Origin of the sequence: Kribbella sp. NBC_00382, assembly GCF_036067295.1 — a bacterium.
In the GTDB taxonomy this organism is placed as follows: Bacteria; Actinomycetota; Actinomycetes; order Propionibacteriales; family Kribbellaceae; genus Kribbella.
Window position 1 is genome coordinate 7,553,905 of sequence record NZ_CP107954.1, and the last position, 21,219, is coordinate 7,575,123.

General features: G+C 68.2%; 21 protein-coding genes. 4 read left to right on the forward strand and 17 right to left on the reverse strand.

Translation table 11 applies throughout. The features are described 5' to 3' along the window. Window position 1 precedes the first annotated feature (1 nt). From secF to OHA70_RS35580, 13 genes are all read right to left on the reverse strand, one after another. On the reverse strand, window positions 2-1,192 hold the full coding sequence (gene secF / locus OHA70_RS35520) for a protein translocase subunit SecF (RefSeq protein WP_328325323.1): 1,191 nt from the start codon (window positions 1,190-1,192) through the stop codon (window positions 2-4). Continuing rightward, entirely contained in the window at window positions 1,192-2,955 is a 1,764-nt protein-coding gene (gene secD / locus OHA70_RS35525; protein ID WP_328325324.1) for a protein translocase subunit SecD, read from the reverse strand. The genes secF and secD overlap by 1 nt, the downstream gene beginning before the upstream one ends. 82 nt (window positions 2,956-3,037) lie before the next feature. Further along, a complete protein-coding gene (yajC, locus tag OHA70_RS35530; protein WP_328325326.1) occupies window positions 3,038-3,487 on the reverse strand; it encodes a preprotein translocase subunit YajC in 450 nt (149 codons plus the stop codon). A 197-nt stretch (window positions 3,488-3,684) separates the two neighbouring features. Next, window positions 3,685-4,737, reverse strand: coding sequence for a Holliday junction branch migration DNA helicase RuvB (gene ruvB / locus OHA70_RS35535; RefSeq protein WP_328325328.1), 1,053 nt, complete (start codon window positions 4,735-4,737; stop codon window positions 3,685-3,687). Window positions 4,738-4,785: 48 nt separating this feature from the next. Next, complete coding sequence (ruvA, locus tag OHA70_RS35540) at window positions 4,786-5,388, reverse strand: Holliday junction branch migration protein RuvA (RefSeq protein WP_328325330.1); 603 nt, start codon at window positions 5,386-5,388, stop codon at window positions 4,786-4,788. Window positions 5,389-5,404: 16 nt separating this feature from the next. Then, window positions 5,405-6,001, reverse strand: a complete 597-nt coding sequence (gene ruvC, locus OHA70_RS35545) for a crossover junction endodeoxyribonuclease RuvC (protein ID WP_328325332.1) — start codon at window positions 5,999-6,001, stop codon at window positions 5,405-5,407. An 88-nt stretch (window positions 6,002-6,089) separates the two neighbouring features. Continuing rightward, window positions 6,090-7,259, reverse strand: coding sequence for a GNAT family N-acetyltransferase (locus OHA70_RS35550; RefSeq protein WP_328325334.1), 1,170 nt, complete (start codon window positions 7,257-7,259; stop codon window positions 6,090-6,092). A gap of 44 nt (window positions 7,260-7,303) precedes the next feature. Next, on the reverse strand, window positions 7,304-7,765 hold the full coding sequence (locus OHA70_RS35555; protein ID WP_328325336.1) for a hotdog fold domain-containing protein: 462 nt from the start codon (window positions 7,763-7,765) through the stop codon (window positions 7,304-7,306). Between the two features lie 32 nt (window positions 7,766-7,797). Continuing rightward, on the reverse strand, window positions 7,798-8,559 hold the full coding sequence (locus tag OHA70_RS35560) for a YebC/PmpR family DNA-binding transcriptional regulator (protein ID WP_328325338.1): 762 nt from the start codon (window positions 8,557-8,559) through the stop codon (window positions 7,798-7,800). A 34-nt stretch (window positions 8,560-8,593) separates the two neighbouring features. Continuing rightward, window positions 8,594-9,187 carry a pyridoxal 5'-phosphate synthase glutaminase subunit PdxT gene (gene pdxT / locus OHA70_RS35565; protein WP_328325340.1) on the reverse strand — a complete coding sequence of 198 codons (594 nt, stop codon included), beginning with the start codon at window positions 9,185-9,187 and terminating at the stop codon, window positions 8,594-8,596. Continuing rightward, entirely contained in the window at window positions 9,184-9,744 is a 561-nt protein-coding gene (locus tag OHA70_RS35570) for a DUF6891 domain-containing protein (protein ID WP_328325343.1), read from the reverse strand. Before OHA70_RS35570 ends, pdxT begins: the two co-directional genes overlap by 4 nt. Before the next feature lie 9 nt (window positions 9,745-9,753). Next, entirely contained in the window at window positions 9,754-10,656 is a 903-nt protein-coding gene (gene pdxS, locus OHA70_RS35575) for a pyridoxal 5'-phosphate synthase lyase subunit PdxS (RefSeq protein WP_328335280.1), read from the reverse strand. Window positions 10,657-10,731: 75 nt separating this feature from the next. Next, a complete protein-coding gene (locus OHA70_RS35580) occupies window positions 10,732-12,087 on the reverse strand; it encodes an aminotransferase-like domain-containing protein (protein ID WP_328325345.1) in 1,356 nt (451 codons plus the stop codon). Window positions 12,088-12,605: 518 nt separating this feature from the next. Between OHA70_RS35580 and OHA70_RS35585 the strand changes: the two genes are divergently transcribed. Together OHA70_RS35585 and OHA70_RS35590 are read left to right on the forward strand one after the other, a co-directional pair. Beyond that, on the forward strand, window positions 12,606-13,604 hold the full coding sequence (locus OHA70_RS35585) for an IS481 family transposase (RefSeq protein WP_328325348.1): 999 nt from the start codon (window positions 12,606-12,608) through the stop codon (window positions 13,602-13,604). 314 nt (window positions 13,605-13,918) lie between these two features. Then, window positions 13,919-15,571, forward strand: coding sequence for a bifunctional 3'-5' exonuclease/DNA polymerase (locus OHA70_RS35590; RefSeq protein ID WP_328325350.1), 1,653 nt, complete (start codon window positions 13,919-13,921; stop codon window positions 15,569-15,571). A gap of 12 nt (window positions 15,572-15,583) precedes the next feature. On the opposite strand, the gene OHA70_RS35595 is transcribed toward OHA70_RS35590, so the two are convergent. Beyond that, a complete protein-coding gene (locus OHA70_RS35595) occupies window positions 15,584-16,591 on the reverse strand; it encodes an RNA polymerase subunit sigma-70 (protein ID WP_328325352.1) in 1,008 nt (335 codons plus the stop codon). 22 nt (window positions 16,592-16,613) lie between these two features. Beyond that, on the reverse strand, window positions 16,614-17,099 hold the full coding sequence (locus OHA70_RS35600) for a hypothetical protein (RefSeq protein ID WP_328325353.1): 486 nt from the start codon (window positions 17,097-17,099) through the stop codon (window positions 16,614-16,616). 178 nt (window positions 17,100-17,277) lie between these two features. On the opposite strand from OHA70_RS35600, the gene OHA70_RS35605 reads away from it, so the two are divergent. Together OHA70_RS35605 and OHA70_RS35610 are read left to right on the forward strand one after the other, a co-directional pair. Next, on the forward strand, window positions 17,278-18,123 hold the full coding sequence (locus OHA70_RS35605; protein ID WP_328325355.1) for an S-methyl-5'-thioadenosine phosphorylase: 846 nt from the start codon (window positions 17,278-17,280) through the stop codon (window positions 18,121-18,123). Next, complete coding sequence (locus tag OHA70_RS35610; RefSeq protein WP_328325357.1) at window positions 18,120-19,145, forward strand: NAD-dependent epimerase/dehydratase family protein; 1,026 nt, start codon at window positions 18,120-18,122, stop codon at window positions 19,143-19,145. Before OHA70_RS35605 ends, OHA70_RS35610 begins: the two co-directional genes overlap by 4 nt. Before the next feature lie 186 nt (window positions 19,146-19,331). Here OHA70_RS35610 and OHA70_RS35615 read toward each other — a convergent pair whose 3' ends face one another. Both OHA70_RS35615 and OHA70_RS35620 read right to left on the reverse strand, forming a co-directional pair. Then, window positions 19,332-20,510 (reverse strand): sensor histidine kinase, encoded by a 1,179-nt coding sequence (locus OHA70_RS35615; protein ID WP_328325359.1) that lies wholly within the window; start codon window positions 20,508-20,510, stop codon window positions 19,332-19,334. Then, entirely contained in the window at window positions 20,507-21,205 is a 699-nt protein-coding gene (locus tag OHA70_RS35620) for a response regulator transcription factor (protein ID WP_328325361.1), read from the reverse strand. Before OHA70_RS35620 ends, OHA70_RS35615 begins: the two co-directional genes overlap by 4 nt. Between the last annotated feature and the right edge of the window lie 14 nt (window positions 21,206-21,219).

Below are 21,219 nucleotides of genomic sequence, written 5' to 3' on the forward strand. Positions count from 1 at the left end.
GTCACTTACCGCGCTTGGAGCGCGGCTTGCGAGCCGGTTGCGGTCGTCCTGCACCGCTTGTCGGCCGCACCGGGCGGCTCGACGCTGTCGGTGCCCCTGCGGTCGCACTGGCGGCCTTGGGCCGGTCGTCCTGCACCCGCGGTCCGTCGGACGTTCTGGCAGCACCCGCCACTGCGCCGGCCGGGACCGGAGCACCGGCTGCGACGCCCAGCTGGGCGCGCTTGGCGAGCACCCGGCGGCTCAGGGCCTGCATGCCCGGCTCGCGCTCCTTGAAGAGGGCCAGCAGGGCCGGGGCGATGAAGATCGACGAGTACGCACCGACGGCGATACCGACGAACAACGCCAGCGACAGGTCCTTCAGCGGGCCGGTGCCCAGTACGACGGTACCGACGACCAGGATCGAGCCGACCGGCATCAGCGCAATCAGCGTGGTGTTGATCGAGCGGACGATGGTCTGGTTGACGGCCAGGTTGGTCGCGTCGCTGTAGGTGAAGCGGTTCGACCCGGTGATGCCGCGGGTGTTCTCCCGCACCTTGTCGAACACCACGACGGTGTCGTACAGCGAGTAACCCAGGATGGTCAGTACGCCGATCACCGTGGCCGGCGTGACGTCGAAGCCGATCAGCGCGTAGACACCGACCGTGATGAACACGTCGTGGATCAGCGCGATGATCGCGGCCATCGAGGCCTTGGGCTCTCGGAAGTACGCCCAGATGACGCCGAAGACGAGGACCAGGAAGACGATCAGGGCGAGGATCGCCTTGTTCGCGATCTGCGAGCCCCAGGAGGCGCCGATCTGCTGGTTGCTCACCTGGTCGGTCGCAACCCCGACCTCCTTGCCGATCGCCTGCCGGACCTTGACGATGTCGTCCTGGGCCAGCGGCTTGGTCTGCACCCGCACCTGGTCGTCGCCGACCGTGGTGACGACCGGGTCGCCGAGGTCCTTGGCGTTGGTCGCCTTCACCGCCGCGGTGACGTCGTCGACCGTGCTGTTGGTGATCTTGACCTTCGCCTGGTACTCGACGCCGCCCTTGAACTCGATGCCCAGCGCCAGCCCCTTGGCCAGCAGCGAGCCGAGCGAGATGACGATCAGCGCGATCGAGACGGCGAACCAGATCTTGCGCTTGCCGATGAAGTCGTAGGAGACCTCGCCGCGGTGCAACCGGGCACCGATGGTTCCGAGCTTCGACATCAGACCTCGCCTCCGACGGGCTTGGGCGTGGACTTCTTCGCGGCCGGGCGGGCCGATGGTTTCATCTGGCCGGGCAGCCGTTCGACGCCGAGATGCTCGGGGTCGAGACCGGACAGCTTGTGGCCGTGGCCGAAGAAGTCGGTCCGGGCCAGCAGCGTCACGATCGGCTTGGTGAAGACGAACACGACGAACAGGTCGATCAGGGTGGTCAGGCCGAGCGTGAACGCGAAGCCCTTCACGCTGCCGACCGCGAGGATGTAGAGCACCACGGCGGCGAGCAGTGAGATCGAGTCGGCCGCGATGATGGTGTGCTTGGCGCGGGCCCAGCCGGTCTCCACCGACGAGCGCAGGCTGCGGCCCTCACGGACCTCGTCCCGCAATCGTTCGAAGTAGATGACGAACGAGTCCGCGGTGATACCGATCGCCACGATCAGACCGGCGATCCCGGACAGCGTCAGGGCGAAGCCCATCGACTTGCCCAGCAGCACCACGGCCGCATACGTCAGCGCCGCCGCGACCACCAGCGACATCACGACGACGAGGCCCAGGCCGCGGTAGTACAGGAACGAGAAGAGCACGACCAGCGCGAGGCCGATCAGGCCGGCGGTGATACCGGCCGAGAGCTGGTCACCACCGAGCTGCGCCGAGACGGTCTCGACCGACGAGGTGTCGAACTTCACCGGCAGCGCACCGTACTTGAGCACGTTGCCCAGGTCGCGGGCTTCGGTCTCGGTGAACGAACCGGTGATCTGCGCCTGGCCACCCGGGATCGGCTGGCTCACGGTCGGGGTGGAGATCGTCACGCCGTCGAGCACGATCGCGAACAGGTTCGACGGCGGGGTGAGCTTGGAGATCGCGGTGGTGGCGTCCAGGAACTTGTCGCCGCCCTCACCGGTGAACTTCAGGTTGACCTGCCAGGCGACACCGTTCTGCGGGATGGCCGCGGAGGCGTCGGACAGGTCGGTGCCCTTCAGGATCGCCGGGCCGAGCAGGTACTTCGTGGAGTAGTCCTGGCTGCAGGAGAACAGCGGCTTCTTCTCGATGTCCTGCGGAAGCGGCTTGTCCTTGTCGCAGGTGAACGCCGCGAAGGCAGCAGTGGTGGCCGCGTCGGGCTTCCACGCCAGCGGGTCGCCGGTGACTTCCCCTCCCGGCACGGTCGGCGCCGCCGGGGTGGCCGGCGTGCTCGGCTTGGGGGTCGGGGTCGTCGACGGCTTGGGCGTCGGCGTGGCGGCACCGAGCACGCTCGACCAGGCGCGGCCGTTCGGCGTGGCGGTGCTGGACGGCTTGATCGTGCTGGCCGGCTTCGGCGTCGTGGTCGGCTTCGGCGTGGTCGACGGCTTGCCGGTCGGCGTGGCCGACGGCGGCGCGGGCGGCAGCGGCTGGCCGGCCTGCTGGTCGTACACGATCCGGAAGTTCAGCAGCGCGGTCTGGCCGATCTGCTTGACCAGCGCGTCCTGGTTGGCGCCCGGCACGGAGACGGTGATGTGGTTCTTGCCGGAGGTGGCGACCTCGGCCTCACCGACACCCGCACCGTTCACGCGCTGCGTGATGATGTTCTTCGCCTCGGACAGCTGTTCGGCCGTCGGGTCGCCGCCACCGCCCACGTTGCTGGCCGTCAGCGTGACGGTGGTGCCGCCGCGCAGGTCCAGGCCGAGCTTGGGCGCCCAGGTCTTGGCGATCGCCATGATCCCGAACAACAGGACCAGGATGACTGCCAGGACGATCAGGTTCCTGCCGGGGCGGGATGTCGTCGTCGTTGCCACGTCAAATTCTTCCTTGCGCTACTGGGCGCGCCCGGGCATCACCGTGATGCCCGTGCGCCGCACGCCGATAGGACGGGGTGGATCAGTTCTCGGTGTGCGTAGGGGGCAGCTTGGGCTTGTCCTGGACCTTGTCGGCGCCGGCGTCCGGCACCTCCACGGACTCCTTGACGTCAGCCGGCTCCGTCGCGGTCTCCCCGGCGGCCTCATCCGCCGGCTCGTCCGCCGCCACGTCCTCGGTCTCCTCCGGGAGAACCCGGCCGATCGCGGCCTTCACGAACTGCACGAGCACGCCGTCGGAGATCTCCAGCGTCACGTACTCGTCGTCGACCTCCTCGACGATGCCGACCTGGCCGCTGGTGGTGATCACCTTGGTACCCGGCTGCAGCGCGGCGACCGTCTCGGCCTGCCTGGTCTTCTGCTTGCGCTGGGTACGGCTCATGAACCAGATCATCCCGACGATCAGGATCAGCGGGAGCAGGAGCGTGATGCCCCCACCGCCGGAGGAGGCCATCGGTGCGGCGATCAATACCATCGGGACTCAGAATCCTTCGTCGAGAGTACGGGTGCCCCGCACGCTCTGCTCAAGCGCGCAGGGTCGTTGCGGGATGGCCCGGGTACGGGCCACCGGGGAGTCTAACGCGTGGGCGGCAACAAGTACCTCATGACTGCGGGTCACGTTTGAGTTACTCGGTATCCGTACAACGTCGGTTGCCGCCGGATGGTGCCCGGCTACTCGTCCTCGGTGTCGAAAAGCGTGTCCGCGAAGGTCGCGCCCTTCGGCACTGCGAGGCCGAGATGACGCCAGGCGGCCGGGGTGGCGACGCGGCCACGCGGAGTACGGGCCAGGTAGCCGGAGCGGACCAGGAAGGGTTCGGCGACCTCCTCCACGGTTTCGCGCTCCTCACCGACAGCGACCGCGAGGGTGGACAGGCCGACCGGTCCCCCGCCGAAGCGACGGCAGAGGGCGTCGAGGACCGACCGGTCGAGCCGGTCGAGGCCCATCCGGTCCACCTCGTACAGCTCCAGCGCGGCCTTCGAGAGCGCGATCGTGACGATGCCGTCGGCCCGTACCTCCGCGTAGTCGCGGACGCGGCGGAGCAGCCGGTTCGCGATCCGGGGTGTGCCACGGGACCGGGAGGCGATCTCGGCGGCCGCCTCCTTGGTGATGTCGACGTCGAGCAACGCCGCCGAGCGGTTGATGATCTTCTCCAGCTCGGCCGACTCGTAGAACTCCAGGTGTCCGGTGAACCCGAACCTGTCCCGCAGCGGTCCCGGCAGCAGCCCGGCCCGGGTGGTCGCGCCGACCAGCGTGAACGGCGGGATCTCCAGCGGGATGGCGGTCGCGCCGGGGCCCTTGCCGACGATCACGTCGACCCGGAAGTCCTCCATCGCCATGTAGAGCAGCTCTTCGGCCGGGCGGGACATCCGGTGGATCTCGTCGAGGAAGAGGACTTCGCCCTCGTTCAGCCCGGAGAGGATCGCGGCCAGGTCGCCGGCATGCTGGATCGCCGGTCCGCTGGTGATCCGCAGCGGCGCGGAGAGCTCGGCCGCGATGATCATGGCCAGGGTCGTCTTGCCCAGCCCGGGCGGGCCGGACAGCAGGACGTGGTCGGGCGCGCGGTTGCGGCCGCGGGCCGCGTGCAGGACCAGCTCGAGTTGCTCGCTGACTCGGCGCTGTCCACCGAACTCGGCCAACGTGCGCGGGCGCAGCGCGGACTCGATCTTGCGTTCCTCGATGTCCATAGCGTCCGCGGACACCAACGGGCGAACGTTGTCGTCCATCCGCTACGCCCCCACGATCTGGCCGGACGGCTGTGCTGACTTCATCGGCTACGCCTTCGAGAGGGCGCGGAGTGCGGCGCGGAGGAGATCGGGAACGGAGGGTTCAGTTTCACCCTGCGCCAGCGGTGAGACGGCGATGACCGCGTCGTCGGCGTCGCGGGCCGACCAGCCGAGGCCGACCAGACCGGCGTGTACTTGCTCGCGCCAGACCTCGGTCGACGCCAGCGGACGGCCGGCGACCGTGCGCGAGGGGGCGCCGATCTTGTCCTTGAGCTCCAGGACGAGGCGTTGCGCGACTTTCTTGCCGACGCCGGGGATCTTCACCAGCATCGCGAGGTCTTCTGCGGCCACGGCTTGGCGGAGCTGGTCCGGGCTCAGCACTGCGAGCGCTGCCTGAGCCAGCTTCGGGCCGACGCCCGAAGCTGTCTGCAGCAGCTCGAACAGTTCCTTCTCGTCGGCGTCGGAGAAGCCGTACAGGGTCAACGAGTCCTCGCGCACCACCAGCGAGGTGGCGAGCTTGAACTCCTGGCCGGGGCGCAGCGTCGCCAAGGTGCCGGGGTGGCAGTAGAGCTGCAGCCCGACTCCCCCGACCTCGATCACACAGCTGTCCAGCCCGATCGCGGCCACCGGGCCACGCACGAACGCGATCATCGTTTCCCTCCCGTAGTCATCGTCGGCCTTCCTGGGCGGCTACCGCGGCGCGCAGTCTTGCTACCTGGAGGCGGGATTGTGCTTGGGCGAGCGCTTCAAGGTTGGCTCGGCTGCTGGCGGCTTCTTCCAGGCGGCTTGTCACTCCGCCCCGCCAGACGTGGCAGATCGCCAGTGCCAGGGCGTCCGCGGCGTCGGCTGGTGTCGGTCGCTCGGGCAGCTTGAGGATCCGGGTCACCATCGTGGTGACCTGCTCCTTGCCGGCCCGGCCCGAGCCGGTCACCGCCGCCTTCACCTCGCTCGGCGTATGCAACGCCACCGGCAGACCTCGCCGGGCGGCCACCACCATCGCCACCCCGGAGGCCTGCGCCGTGCCCATCACCGTCCGCACGTTCTGCTGGGCGAACACCCGCTCGACCGCGACCGCGTCAGGCCGGTGCTCGATGATCCACTCCTCCAGCTCGGCCTCGATCCGGACCAGCCGCTTGGCGACGTCCAGGTCGGCCGGCGTCCGGATCACCCCGACCGCGATCATCGTCGGCGGCCGCCCAGGGCTGCCCTCGACAACACCGAGACCACACCGGGTCAGTCCCGGGTCCACTCCGAGCACGCGCACTGGATCACCTCCGAACGTTTGTTCGACAAACCCTAGACGCCCACCCGGAGACCGGTGAAATCGACGCGCCCAGGACCTGTGGACAACCTCAGAAGTAGTCGAGCATGTACGACGTCGCGCCCGAGAAGGCCGTGTCGATCGCCCCGTCGTCGGAGGCCGAGCCGCCCCACGCCAGCCCGGCCTTGCGCACCGAGCCCAGCGGCGTACCGGCGTACAGGGCGGTCAGGCCGCGGGAGCCCAGGCGCAGGGCGTCGCCAGTGGAACTAACAGGCGTCAGCGAGCCGGCGCCATCCGAGACGGACAGGTGCCAGCGGCCGGTGTTGGCGCTGAGTTCGGAGTCGTCGAGGTCCAGGTCGACCTCCAGAGAGGCACCAGGCGCGAAGCCGCGAGCGGCGATGGCTGCGGGAGCGTCGAGCAGCCGCAGCATCCAGTGCTCGACCTGTACGTTGTGGTCGGCTTCCGTGGGGACCAGGAGATTCGCGGGGTCGTCCGGAGCGAGGTGGGCCTCCACCTCGGTCGAGATGGACGATCCGGAGCCGACAATCGACCACAGCGCCCGCGCGGTGGCTTCGGAGCCGGCAATCAGCTCCTCCACCCGCAGCTTGCCGCCCTGCCAGCCGTAGACGACGAACCCGTCATCAGCCAGGTAGCAGAAGCTGTTGTCCTCCCCCAACCACTCGGCGACCTTCGCTTCGGGCCATACCAGCGGTCCACTGCTCCGCCCAGAACTGTGCAACTCCCCCGCTAGCTCCAGGAAGCGAGCGGCGTCAGCAGGGCCGGCTCGGCGGACGCTGACCTCCTTGCCGCCCAGCGAACGCAGGTCTGCCGCCGGGAAGGTGTACCGGTACCGGCCGCCGCCGAACTCGTATCCCAGGTGCCGATAGATCACAGTGGTCGCCGGGTAGAGCCCCGACAACGGATACCCCTGCTCGACAGCCCGGGCGAGGATCCCGCGCATCACCATGCTGCCGACCCCGCGTCCCCGGTACTCCGGTGCGACGACAACCCCGGCCACACCGGCCATCGGCACCTTGCGCCCGCTCCACCACTGCTCGAACGGCCAGAACCTGGCGGCGGCGACCACCTCGTCGCCATCCATCACGCCGACTATCCGCCGGTCGGTGATCCAGACCTGCGCATCCGCTTTCCACTCCTCGAGCCGCCCGGCCTCGAGTAGCCCGAAGGAGCGCGAACGCACCCGTACTACGTCGTCCAGGTGCTCGTTCTGAATATCCACCAACCGCAAGTCATCAGCCACGCTCAGACCCTACGACGCGGGCGGCCGCCACTACGCAGGCTTTTTCACTTCTTATCGGTAACCCAAAGGTTGATGGTGCCTTGTACTACGACCGTCCCGTCCGTACGGGTCGCCTTCACCTGAACGGGCACGTCGGGACCGGCCGTCCAGGCGTCAGGGTCGGTCTCAGCCGAGCAGGTGAGGTCCGACGTGGACTTGGCGAGGTACTCGACCTCCATCCCCTTCGGCAGCCAGCGCTTGCCGGAGGGGATGGTCGCCTCGGCCAGGGCGCCCATGGCTGCCTCCAGGCCGTTGCACACCGCGATCGCGTGCACGGTGCCGATGTGGTTCTGGACGGCCCGGCGCTTCGGAAGTACCAGGGAGGCGTAGTTGGGACTCACCTGGACGAAGCGCGGGCGGACCGAGCGGAAATACGGCGCCTTCAGCGTGAAGGCCAGCGAGAACAGCCGCGAACCGCCCGGAACCCCACGGAACTTCTCCCACCTGCGCAGCACGTCGTTGGCCATGCCGCACATGTTACCCACGGGTAAAGCTATTGTCAGCCGACCTCGGCCATGACCTCGTCGGAGACATCGAAGTTGGCGTAGACGTTCTGCACGTCGTCGCTCTCCTCGAGGGCGTCGATCAGCCGGAAGATCTTGCCGGCGCCGTCGGCGTCCAGGTCGACCGTCATCGAGGGGACGAAGGAGGCGTCGGCCGACTCGTAGTCGATCCCGGCGTCCTGCAGCGCCGTGCGGACCTTCACCAGGTCGCCCGCCTCGCTGATCACCTCGAAGGACTCGTCGAGGTCGTTCACCTCGTCGGCGCCGGCCTCGAGGACGGCCTCCATCACGTCGTCCTCGGTGTAGGTCTTGCCGTCCTGCACCTTGTTGACCACGATGACGCCCTTGCGGTGGAACAGGTAGGCGACGCTGTTCGGGTCGGCCAGCGAGCCGCCGTTGCGGGTCATCGCCGTCCGGACGTCGGCCGCCGCGCGGTTGCGGTTGTCGGTCAGGCACTCGATCAGCATCGCGACGCCGTTCGGCCCGTAGCCCTCGTACGTGATCGACTGCCAGTCCGCGCCACCGGCCTCGGCACCGGAGCCGCGCTTGACCGCGCGGTCGATGTTGTCGTTCGGGACCGAGGACTTCTTCGCCTTCTGGACCGCGTCGTACAGGGTCGGGTTGCCCGCGAGGTCACCGCCGCCCGTGCGGGCGGCCACCTCGATGTTCTTGATCAGCTTCGCGAAGAGCTTGGCGCGCCTCGAGTCGATGACCGCTTTCTTGTGCTTGGTGGTGGCCCATTTGGAGTGGCCTGACATCGCGAACCCAACCCTTCTACCGCCTGCAACTGACCTAGAGGTCGCGCACCAGATCGGCGAAGTAGCCGTGCAGCCGAGCATCACCCGTCATCTCGGGGTGGAACGACGTGGCCAGCAGCCGATCGTGGCGAACCGCGACGATCCTACCTGCGGCGGGGCCCGACCTCACCGTCGACAGTACTTCGACGTCGCGCCCGACGCGTTCCACCCACGGTGCCCGGATGAACACCGCGTGGTACGGCGCGTCGAAGGCCGCGAAGTCGAGATCCGCCTCGAACGAGTCGACCTGCCGCCCGAACGCGTTCCGCCGGACCGTCACGTCCAGGCCGCCGAGCGTCTCCTGGCCGTCGATCCCGCCGGTGATCTCGTTGGCCAGCATGATCATCCCGGCGCACGTCCCGAAGGTCGGCATGCCGTCCGCGATCCGCTTCTGCAACGGCTCGAACAGCTCGAAGGTCCGGGCCAGCTTGTCCATCGTGGTCGACTCGCCACCGGGCAGCACCAGCCCGTCCACCTCGGCGAGCTCGGACGGCCGGCGTACCGGGCGGGCCTCGACGCCGACCTGGGCCAGCATCGCCAGATGCTCACGCACGTTGCCCTGCAGCGCGAACACGCCGATAACCGTCACAGCTGGACCCTCCGTTGCCAGTCGATGGTCACTTCGATCCGGCCCTCGTCGAAGACCGCAGGCAGCCGCCGCTCGTGCAGCAGCGCCAGTACGTCGTCCAGCAACGCCTCCCCCGGCGCCACGTTGGCCGTGTCGGGGTGCCAGACCTTGAGCTCGAGCATGTTGAAGTCGACCGCGTGCCAGACGTCGGTGTCGGTGAAGAACACCAGCCCCTTCGGGTCCGCGGCTGCCTCCAACGCCTGACGTGCAGCGTGGTGATCCGAGGTGTAGCGCACTACTACGACGCCTAGCGACTCCAACTCAGCCAGTACTGCGTCCAGCCGGTCCGGGTCCGTCTCCTCGGCCCAGTCCGCGGCATCCGCCGTCACTGCAGCCACTGCCTCGTCGACCAGCTCCGGCACAAGTACTGCCGGGTCAGCCGCCGGTGCGTCCTCCTGCACGGCCTCCGTCAGGGCAGCCGTGACAGCGGCGCGGTCGGCGTACCCGGAACGGACCAGGACGCGAGCAAGACCGCGCAACTCGCGCGCGGTCCGCTCACTGATCGCCTGCTCTGTCACCGGCGTTGCTTACCAGCCGCGCTCGGCGAGCCGGTGCGGCTGCGGGATCTCGTCGACGTTGATGCCGACCATGGCCTCGCCCAGGCCGCGGGAGACCTTGGCGAGCACGTCCGGGTCGTCGTAGAAGGTGGTGGCCTTCACGATCGCCTCGGCGCGCTGGGCCGGGTTGCCGGACTTGAAGATGCCGGAGCCGACGAACACGCCCTCGGCGCCGAGCTGCATCATCATGGCCGCGTCGGCCGGGGTGGCGATGCCGCCGGCGGTGAACAGTACGACCGGGAGCTTGCCCGCCTGGGCGACCTCCTTGACCAGCTCGTACGGCGCCTGCAGCTCCTTCGCCGCGACGAACAGCTCGTCCTCGGGCAGGTTCTGCAGGTGGCGGAGCTGCTGGCGGATCTGGCGCATGTGGGTGGTCGCGTTGGAGACGTCACCGGTGCCGGCCTCACCCTTGGAGCGGATCATCGCCGCGCCCTCTGTGATCCGGCGCAGCGCCTCGCCCAGGTTGGTCGCGCCGCAGACGAACGGAACGGTGAAGTTCCACTTGTCGATGTGGTTCGCGTAGTCGGCCGGGGTGAGCACCTCGGACTCGTCGATGTAGTCGACGCCCAGGCTCTGCAGGATCTGCGCCTCGACGAAGTGACCGATCCGGGCCTTCGCCATCACCGGGATCGACACGGTGCTGATGATGGACTCGATCATGTCCGGGTCGCTCATCCGGGAGACGCCGCCCTGGGCGCGGATGTCGGCCGGGACCCGCTCGAGCGCCATCACCGCGACGGCGCCGGCGTCCTCGGCGATCTTGGCCTGCTCGGCGGTGACGACGTCCATGATCACGCCGCCCTTGAGCATCTCGGCCATGCCCCGCTTGACCTTGGCGGTACCGGTCTGCGGGCTGTTCTGGGTGTCGGTCACTGCATCCTCCTGGTCGCGGTCTGGCACGAGTCCAGCGTAGGACGATTGGCCTGCTGAGCTTCAGTCCACCTCGAATCAACTGGACTGAGCTAGCGCTGTTCCCAGGCGCGCGACGACAAGTTTCAAGGTGGCAGGTGGAGCGGTGAATGGGATGCGGATGTGCCTGCGGTCGGTCCCGTCCGGTGTGAACAGATCCCCGGCGCCTAGTAGCAAGCCCTGCTCCCGTGCGGCCTCCAGTACTCGCCTAGCCCGTACTTCCGTCAGCTCAAGCCACAGCGTCATGCCGCCGGTCGGGGTCGGCCAGGCCACGCCGTCCAGCGTCTTCAGCCCGGTCTCCAGAGCGGCCAGGTTGGACCTGAGCCGCGTCTTGCGCCGGGAGATCACCCGGTCGAGACGGCCGAGGATCGCCTGTGCCAGTAGGTCATCCAGCGCACTGGGCGAGGTCACGCTCAGCTGGGCCGACGTGTTGATCCTGCGTCTCAGTTGCCGGCCGGTACGGACCCAGCCGACGCGCAGGCCGCCCCAGACGGTCTTACTGAGCGAGCCGACGCTGACCGTGCGCGGGTACCGGCTCAGCGGCTCGGCCTGCTCTCCACTGGCGAGCCAGAGCGGCCGCATGGTCTCGTCGCTGATCAGTGCGGCGTCGTAGCGCCGGGCGATCTCCACCACTGCTGCACGCCGGTCCGCTGGGAGGCTGAGGCCAGTTGGGTTGTGGTTGTCCGCTTGGAGGTAGATCACCTTCGGCTTGTGACGCCTGCAGAGATGAGCGAGCTGGTCCGTGTCCCAGACGCCCGCTGGCCAGCCAACTACGTCCAGGCGGTGTCGGCGGAGTAGGTCGAAGGCTGCTGGGTAGGTGGGCGACTCGGTGATCGCGACGCCCGGTCCTAGGTCCAGCCCGGCTAGGGCCGCGTTGAGGCCAGCTGCGGCACCTACGGTCAGGGTCAACTGGCCTGGCTCGGTGGGGACGCCCTCAAGCGTGAGGCGTTCGGCTAGCGCCGTACGGAGGTCTAGGGAGCCGCCGGAGGGTGGGCCGTCGCCGCCCATGGCTTGTGGGAGGCCCTCGGCGATGATCTGCGCGGCTACCTCGGCTACGTCATGCGGTGCGGCGGTTGTGGCGAAGCGGAGGTCCAGGAGGGGTTGGTCGCCGGCCGAGACTGTTGAGGCCGGGGCGATGGGGTCCAGTAGGCGGTCGAGTGGCCTTACGTGAGTACCGGAGCCTCGTTTGGTCTCCAGTACGCCGTCTGCTCTTAGCTGGTCCAGAGCGCGGACGACGGTCACCCGGCTGAGGCCGAGGCGCTCAGCTAGTACTCGCTCCGAGGGGAGGCGGGATCCGATCGACAGGTCGCCGCGCTCGATCCGGCGCAGGACCAGGGCCTCGACCTGTTCGGTCTTGGTCCCGTCCGCTGGATCCAGATCGCTCCCCCGCCACATAAGTCCAGTGTCACATGATTGGCCTCACTCGACGCCCCGGCTCCTCCACCCGACCGGCGAACGCGGCGCCGTATCCCCTCCCGGCACCACCACCATTCAGCCAAAGCCCAGCCCCTCCCCTCCCCTCCCCTCGCCCCACGAGCGCGGTGGGCCGACATCTGAGGGGGTTAACCCCTCAACTTGTGGGTTGCCACCCCTGGTTCAAGGGTGACAACCCACAACCTCAGGGGTTAACCCCCCAAATGGCGGGGCCGAGGGGCGGACTCGAGGCCGGGCAGGCGGTAGCCGCTGAGGTGGAGCGAGGCGGCGGTGGGGGTGGTCGAGTCAGCCAAAGCCCAGCCCCTCCCCTCGACCGCGCCCGACGAGCGCCGTGGGCCGACACCTGAGGGGTTAACTGTGATGTTCAGGGAGGTTGTCCCGGATTTGGTGGGTGACTCGGCCTGTCGTTGAGGCATGACGAAGGCCTCCGGTTGTGAAGTGGAGATGTCGAGTAACCGCTTCAGCAACAGGAGGCCTTCGTGTCCCACGTTAACGCTCAACTGACCCCGCGTGCACGGTTACGGCTGGCGCGTTTGATCGTTGACCAGGGCTGGCCGGTCGCGACCACGGCCAAGATGTTTATGGTGGCGTCGAAGACAGCACGCAAGTGGGCTGATCGGTACCAGACCGAAGGCCCGGCCGGGATGTGTGATCGCAGCTCGCGTCCGCATCACAGCCCGACTAAGACCCCCACCGCGGTAGTACGCCGGATCGTACGGCTGCGCTGGCGTCACCGGCTCGGCCCCGTCCAGATCGCCGGGCGCCTCGGACTGCCGGCCTCCACCGTGCACGCCGTGCTCGTACGCTGCCGGATCAACCGGTTGTCACGCATCGACCGAGCCACCGGTGAACCATTACGCCGCTACGAACACGCCTACCCCGGCTCGCTGATCCACGTCGACGTCACCAAGTTCGGCAACATTCCCGACGGCGGCGGCGCACGCTACCTGGGCAAGCAACAAGGCAAACTCAACTCCCGCCACACCGCCAGAACGCGCACCGGCTACACCGCCAACCGCAACGTCCGCATCGGCACGGCCTACCTGCACACCGTCATCGACGACCACTCCCGCGTCGCCTACGCCGAAATCTGCGCCGACGAGAAAGCAGCCACCGCCATCGATGTCCTGCGCCGGGCCGTGGCCTGGTACGCCGAACACGGCGTCACCGTCGAACGAGTCCTGTCCGACAACGGATCAGCCTACAAAGCCCACGCGTGGCGCGACACCTGCACCGAACTCGGCATCACACCCAAGAAAACCAGGCCCTACCGACCCCAAACCAACGGCAAAATCGAACGCTTCCACCGCACCCTCGCAGACGGCTGGGCCTACGCCCGCTTCTACACCACCGAAGCCGAACGACGCGCTGCTCTACCCACCTGGCTCCACACCTACAATCACCACCGACTCCACACCGCAATCGGCAACAAACCACCCATCAGCCGACTGACCAACCTCCCTGAACATCACAGTTAACCCCTCAACCTGTGGGTCGCCACCCCTGGTTCAAAGGTGACAACCCACAACCTCGGGGGTTAACCCCCCAAATGGCGGGGCCGAGAGGCGGACTCGAGGCTGGGCAAGCGGTGGCCGCTGAGGTGGGGCGAGGCGGCGGCGGGGGTGGTCGAACGGGTGGGAGCCGAGTGGGTGGGTGGGAGGCGGGTGGGTGGGAGGCGGGTGGGTGGGAGGCGGGTGGGCGGGAGTCGGGTGGGCGGGGTGGTGGGTCGCGTGGGGTGGGTCGGTGGAGGTGGGGTGCGGGTTTTGTCCGTGGTAGGTGTGAGGATCTGGGCATGGACGAGCGGTGGGCGATCGCGCCGGTTGAGGGTGGTGGGGCGCTGTTGGTTGCCCTGCATCCTGACGGGCAGCCTGCCGGTCCTGTACTACGGGAGCCGGACCTGGCCGCCGCTGTCGGGTCGCGGCCGGAGGTGAGCCGGTGGGTTTGGCGGTCGAGTCCTGAGATCTACCCGCGGCTGCTGGCGGCCGGAGTACGGGTTGAGCGGTGCTACGACATCGAGAGCGCCGAGTTGTTGCTGCTCGGGCATGAGGGGCGATGGGGTGAGCCTCGGTCCGCGGCGGCGGCTTGGGCGCGGTTGAGTGGGAAGCCGGTTCCGGCGGATCCGCCGTTGCGGTCGACGACGCCTGGCGAGCAGTCGTCGCTGTTCGAGATTCAGGAAGAGCCGATCGGGTTCGAGGCGCTGCTTCGGGTGTACGCCGAGCAACTTCGCCGGCACCAGCAAGCGGAGTACCCGGAACGGATGCGGCTGCTGACTGCCTCGGAGTCGTCGGGGATGCTGGTCGCCGCTGAGATGGATCGGGCCGGGCTGCCGTGGAGTGCCTCGCGGCATCGCGCTTTGTTGAGCGAGTTGCTCGGGGAGCGGTTTGCGGGCAGTGGGGAGCCGCGGCGGCTGACTGAGTTGGCTGAGCAGATCTCGGAGGCGTTCGGGCGGCGGGTACGGCCGGAGCTGCCTGCTGATGTGCTGAAGGCGTTCAAGCAGGCTGGGTTCCAGGTCACGTCAACTCGCAAGTGGGAGCTGGAGCGGATCGAGCATCCGGCGGTGGCGCCGATCCTGGAGTACAAGACGCTCTATCGGATCTACACGGCCAACGGGTGGTCGTGGTTGAGCGATTGGGTGCATGACGGGCGGTTCCGGCCGGGGTTCATCCCGGGTGGCACGGTGTCTGGTCGGTGGGTGACCAACGGTGGTGGTGGGCTGCAGATTCCGAAGGTGATCCGGCGCGCCGTCGTCGCCGATCCGGGATGGCGGCTGGTCGTCGCCGACGCGTCGCAGCTGGAGCCGCGGGTGCTGGCTGCGATCTCGCGTGATCCGGGGTTGATGGAGGTCGCTGGTGATGCGGGTGATCTCTACAAAGCCGTTTCGGATAAGGCGTTCTCGGGCGATCGTGGGATGGCGAAGCTTGCCGTTCTCGGGTCGATCTACGGGCAGACGTCGGGCGACGGGTTGAAGAATCTGGCGATGCTGCGGAAGCGGTTCCCGAAGGCTGTTGCCTATGTGGACGATGCGGCTCGGGCTGGGGAGGAAGGGCGGTTGGTCCGGACCTGGCTCGGGCGGACCTGCCCGCCTTCGGGGTCGCCGATCGACGAAGCGATGTTGGAGGGGCCGTCGGAGGAGCGGCAGACGGATGCGCGGCATGCTCGGGCGCGGGGGCGGTTCACGCGGAACTTCGTTGTCCAGGGTTCGGCTGCCGACTGGGCGTTGTTGATGATGGCTGCGTTGCGACAGTCCATCACTGAGCTCAAGGCTGAGCTGGTCTTCTTCCAGCACGACGAGGTGATCGTGCATTGTCCGGTCGACGAGGCCGAGGAGGTTGCTCGGGCGATTCAGGCCGCGGGCGATCTAGCGGGGCGGATCACCTTTGGTGAGACGCCGACCCGCTTTCCCTTCACCACCGCCATTGTGGAGTGCTATGCCGACGCGAAATGAGTAGGCGCCAAGCTATGCCAGCTGATCAGGTAGGTCGAGGCGGTCGAAGTCGGTGAGTTCGAAGGCGGTCATCTCGGCGATCAGGCCGTGTTCGATCCGGAAGAGGTCGATGCCGAACGGGCGGTAGCGGTCGTCGCCGGGCACCTTGAGGTACGCGGCCAGGGCGGGCTGCCGGTTCACTTTGATGACCAGGAAGCGCCAGTCGCCGCGGTTGGTGTTGCCGTCCGGGTCGAGGTTGGCGGCCATGATCCGCTCGGCGTCGACGCGGCCCTCGAACCAGAACGGGTATGGCGGCATCGTGATGCGGATGTCCTCGTGCATAAGCTGGGCGATGCCTGCGGAGTCGGCTCGCTCCCAGGCGTCCATGTACTTCTGCAGGAGCGCCTGCTCCTCCGCTGACGGGTCGCCGGTGGGCGCCCACTCGGTACGCCGGGCCGGCAGGTGCTCCCGTAGTACCGGCCGGGCTCTTTGCAGCGCACTGTTGACCGAGGCCACGCTGGAGTCGAGCAGGTCAGCCGTCTCCTTCGCGGACCAGCCCAGTACGTCCCGGAGGATCAGTACTGCGCGCTGCCGCGCCGGAAGGTGCTGAATCGCGATCAGGAACGCCAGCTCGATCGTCTCCCGCCGGACAGCCGCCGCGTCGGGCTCCTCGGCGCGGTCGAGCAGGACGTCGGGGAACGGTTGCAGCCAAGGGAGGTCGGTGCGGGCGATGGCCTCGCCGGTCGGCCAGCAGGCGGGTTCGAGCTGGTGTGGGAGGACGCGTTGCGGGCGGCGTACGTCATCGATGCAGGCGTTGGTCGCGATCTTGTATAGCCAAGCGCGGAAGGACGAGCGGCCTGCGAAGTCGGTGCGCTTGCGCCAGGCGCGGAGGAAGGTCTCCTGGACCATGTCCTCGGCATCGTCGAAGGAACCGAGCATCCGGTAGCAGTGCACCCGCAGTTCGTGCCGGAACTGCTCCGCCTGCTCGGCGAAGGTCTCCTCGGCCACGATGGTCATCAGGCTGCGGTCCTCCCGGTTCATCAGCTGCCGTCCTCGCAGTTCATCAGCTGCCGTCTTCCAGTTCGATGGTGCCAGGCATCGGGGCGTGGCCGGCTAGGCGGAACCAGGTGACGATGCGGCGGCTGCGCAGCACGCGGGTCGACACCACGATGTCGTTGTGGAAGCGCCTGGCGAGCTGGACGCGGCGTACCGCAGTACCGAGCTCTGTGGCCCAGGGCTCGACGTCGGTGCCAGTTGCTCCGATTGCTCGGGTCAATGCCGACTCGGCTCGCTCGCGCGTGTCGCTGGTGGCAGTACGGGCTCGGTGGGCTGCATCCAGCAAGAGTAGGGATGAGGCGGGGTCTAGTACGCCGCTGCCGGCTAGCTCGGCGACTAGGGCGGAGCGGCGGGCGAGTTCGGTCTCGAGGGAGGCGCGGGCGGTGGCGACCCGGTGGTGCAGGCGGTCGAGGCGGCCGGCGGTCCAGCTGCAGTAGCCGCCGAGCAGGAGCAGCAGTACTCCCACGAGGATCAGCGCTGCGGAGACCGTCACGGGGACATTCGACCATCAATCAACAACTCGGCTACTGCGCAGCCCCGACCAGGTCGCGGGCCGCGGCGACCAAGGCTTCTCGGGGCCGCTGCATCTGCCGGCCCGGGTCGATTACGGAGTGCTGACGGAGTGGGCGAATCGGGTAGTTGCCGGGGCGCGGGATCCTAGGGTCGGAGGCATGGCGGAAATCGGTGTGATCGGTGGGTCTGGCTTCTACTCGTTCCTGTCCGGGGCGCGGACGGTCGAGGTGTCGACGCCGTTCGGGGCGCCGAGTGAGATGCCTGTGGTTGGGGTGGTGGAGGGGCGCGAGGTCGCCTTCATTCCGCGGCATGGCTCGGACCATCGGCTGCCACCTCATCGGGTCAACTATCGCGCCAACCTTTGGGCGTTGCGGTCGCTCGGTGTGCGGCAGGTGCTCGGGCCGTGCGCGGTTGGGTCGCTGAAGGCTTCGCTGACGCCGGGGACGATGGTCGTTCCAGACCAGTACGTCGACCGGACCTGGGGCCGCGAGCACACGGTGTACGACGGAGTCGCGGGCGGCGGCGTACCGGCTGCAGGTGGCGGCGTACCGGCTGATCGTGCGGGTGGGCCCGTTGTGCATGTGTCGGTGGCGGATCCGTACTGTCCGGCCGGGCGGGCTGCGGTGATTGCTGCGGGCAACGGATTGGTGGTTGCCGAGGGCACCATGGTGGTGATCAACGGGCCGCGGTTCTCCACCCGGGCCGAATCGCAATGGCACGCCACCCAAGGATGGTCCGTGGTCGGGATGACCGGCGCCCCGGAGGCGTCGATCGCGCGCGAACTGGCGCTCTGCTACACCTCAGTCGCCGTCGTCACCGACCACGATGCGGGAGTCGCGGCAGGCGGGGGCGTCACCCAGGCGGAGGTGTTCGAAGTCTTCGGCCGCAGCATCGAACGACTGAAGGGCCTCCTCACCGAGGTGATCGGCCAACTCCCCAAGGCCGACGAGGACTGCACCTGCCGGCACGCCCTGGACGGAACAGCCGGAGAGGACCTCTGGTGAAGATCCTGCTGACGGGCGGCGCCGGTTTCATCGGGCGACACGTCCACGCCCAGTTACTTGCCGACGGCCACGAGGTGCGGATCCTCGATTCCCTGCGCCCCGATGTGCACCAGTCGCGGCCTTCCATCGACGGCCTGATCGTCGGCGACATCCGCGATGCCGCCGCTGTCTCTGCAGCCCTACATGGCGTGGATGCAGTCGTACACCTCGCAGCGAAGGTCGGCCTCGGCGTCGACCTCAACGACATGGACGACTACGTCAGTACCAACAGCCTCGGTACCGCCGTACTGCTCCGCGCGATGGGCCAGCACCAGGTGCGACGACTCGTCTACGCCAGCTCAATGGTCGTCTACGGCGAAGGCCACTACGAATGCGACCGCCACGGCACCGTGGCCCCCGGCCCGCGCCGGATCGAGGACCTCGAATCCGGCCTCTTCGAACCCCCGTGCCCCGTCTGCTCCGAGCCCCTGCGACCGGGCTTGGTCAGCGAGGACGCCCCGACCGACCCTCGCAACACCTACGCCGCCACCAAACTCAACGGCGAACACCTAGCCGCCACCTGGTCCCGCGAAACCGGCAGCCAGGCGACCGCCCTCCGCTTCCACAACGTCTACGGCCTCGGCATGCCCCGCAACACCCCGTACGCCGGCGTCGCAGCCATCTTCCGCTCCATGCTCGAACGCGGCGAAGCTCCGCGCGTCTTCGAAGACGGTGCCCAACGCCGAGACTTCATCCACGTCACCGACATCGCCACCGCGGTTGCCGCCGCGACCGCGGCTTCGTCCGACAGCTCGGACTTCACCGCCTACAACGTGGGCAGCGGTACGGTCCGCACCATCGGCGACCTGGCGGCCGAACTGGCCCGCGCGTATGGCGGCCCGGCGCCGGTGGTCACCGGCGCCTACCGCCTAGGCGACGTCCGCCACATCACCGCATCATCAGAACGCCTACGCAACAACCTCCACTGGAAACCCGACTACGACTTACGCACAGGCCTAGCGGACCTCCTGCGTCACCAGTAGCCGGTACTCACGTCCCGGCCGACAGGACGTAGTCAACCCGACCTAGTGCACTTGAGCGCGAATCACGTCAGCGTGTACGCCGTACCAAGGTGCACTACCTGTCGACCGGGACACCGAGGGCCCACCTCCACGGGCAGCGGTACATCTGTCAGCCACCGAGCTGAGGGTGGGCGGGCAGCGTGGGATTTAGCTTGGGGTGGTTACTGGGGGGAGTTCGATTTTGAAGGTGCAGCCGCCGGGGATGTTGGTTACTGCTATCTCGCCGTCGTGGGATTCGACTACGCCTCGGGCGATCGCCAAGCCGAGGCCGCCACCGCCGCCACCGCCGCTGCTGCTGCCGGTGCTGGTGGCTGCCACGCCATTTGCTGGGGTGCGTTGTTCGTCGCCCCGCCAGCCGATGTCGAAGACCCGCTCGAGGTCGTCGTCCGGGATCCCACCACAGCCGTCGGTCACGGCCAGACGGACCCGACCGTCGTCCTCGCGAGCCACCATCACCTTGACCGTGCCGCCGCGTTCGGTGTGGCGGATTGCGTTGCCGACCAGGTTCGAGACTGCGCGGGTCAGCTCATCCGCATCGCCATGGACAGCGAGCCGATCATCGTCAGAAGGCGTCGCGACGGACAGCGCCACCCCCTCCGACCGAGCATGCTCGCAGCTCTCCCCCACCACGTCCTCGGCCAGTTCGCGCAAACTCACCGCGGACCGCCGACGCGGTGGCGGTGCCGCCGACAGCCGGGACAGTTCGAACAGGTCGTCCACCAGCCCGGTCATCCGGTCGACCGTCGTCCGCATCTGCCGCAACGCGCCGGGCACGTCGTCGATGACCCCGTCCTCCAGCCCCTCCGACACGGCCCGCAGCCCAGCGAGCGGAGTCCGCAGATCGTGCGACATGAACGCGACCAGCTCGCGCCGACTCGCCTCCAACGCCCGCTCCCGATCGTTGGACGCGGCCAGCTTCAACCGCGTCATCTCGAGCTCGTCCGTGATCGCGGCCAGCTCGGCGGGCACGTTGGCGTTGCCTTCGACCGGCTCGTACGACGTACCAAGGTGCCGCAGCCGCCGTCCGACATCACGCGAGCCCGTACTGATCCAGTGCCCGAGCAGCACCGACATCGCCAACCCGAGCACCCCCGAGAACGCGAGCGTCCACAGAACCACGAGCGAGTCGTGGGCCGAGATGAACATCGCCTGCACGCTCTGCGTCACGGCAGCGAGCGCGCCAAGCATCGGCACCAGCCCGGCCACGATGATCGTGATCCGCAGCGACTTGCGCCGGAACCGCCACAGCACCGCCGCACCGAGCAGCGCGACGATCAGCGTCCAGCCGGCGGTGAGCGCGAGGATCGTGACCTGGTCGCGGTTCATTCGGCCTCACCCGCGAAGCGGTATCCCGTCCGCGGAACGGTCAGTACCAGCTGCGGATCCGACGGATCGACCTCGATCTTCTCCCGCAGCCGGCGTACGTGCACGGTCACCGTCGACGAGTCGCCGAAGTCCCAGCCCCACACCCGCCGCAACAACTCGGCCTTCGTATAGGCCTTGCCCGGATGCGCCACCAGGAACGCCAGCAGATCGAACTCGCGATGCGTCAACGACAGCGCGCGACCATCGAGCATCGCGATCCGTGCGGCCGTGTCGACGGTGATGGGCCCGCCCACCAGCTTGGTCGGCGTGAGATCCGTGCCGGCGAGCCGTTCCTCCCGCCGCAGCATCGCCTGCACCCGCAGGGTCAGTTCGCGCGGGCTGAACGGCTTCACCACGTAGTCGTCGGCGCCGAACTCCAGCCCGACCAGGCGATCCTCTTCCTCGCCCCGGGCCGACAGCATGATCACGGCGGCACCGTCGTCGGCGGCCCGCATCCGGCGCAGTACCTCCAGACCGGACAGGCCGGGCAGCATCACGTCCAGTACTACGACCGACGGCTTCCACTGCTGCCACACCTCGACCGCCATCACCCCATCGGCGACCACGCGGGCGTCGTACCCGGCCTTGGTCAGGTACGCCGAGACGACGTTGGACACGGTCGGGTCATCGTCCACCACGAGCACACGAGTAGCCACTGGTCGAGCGTAGA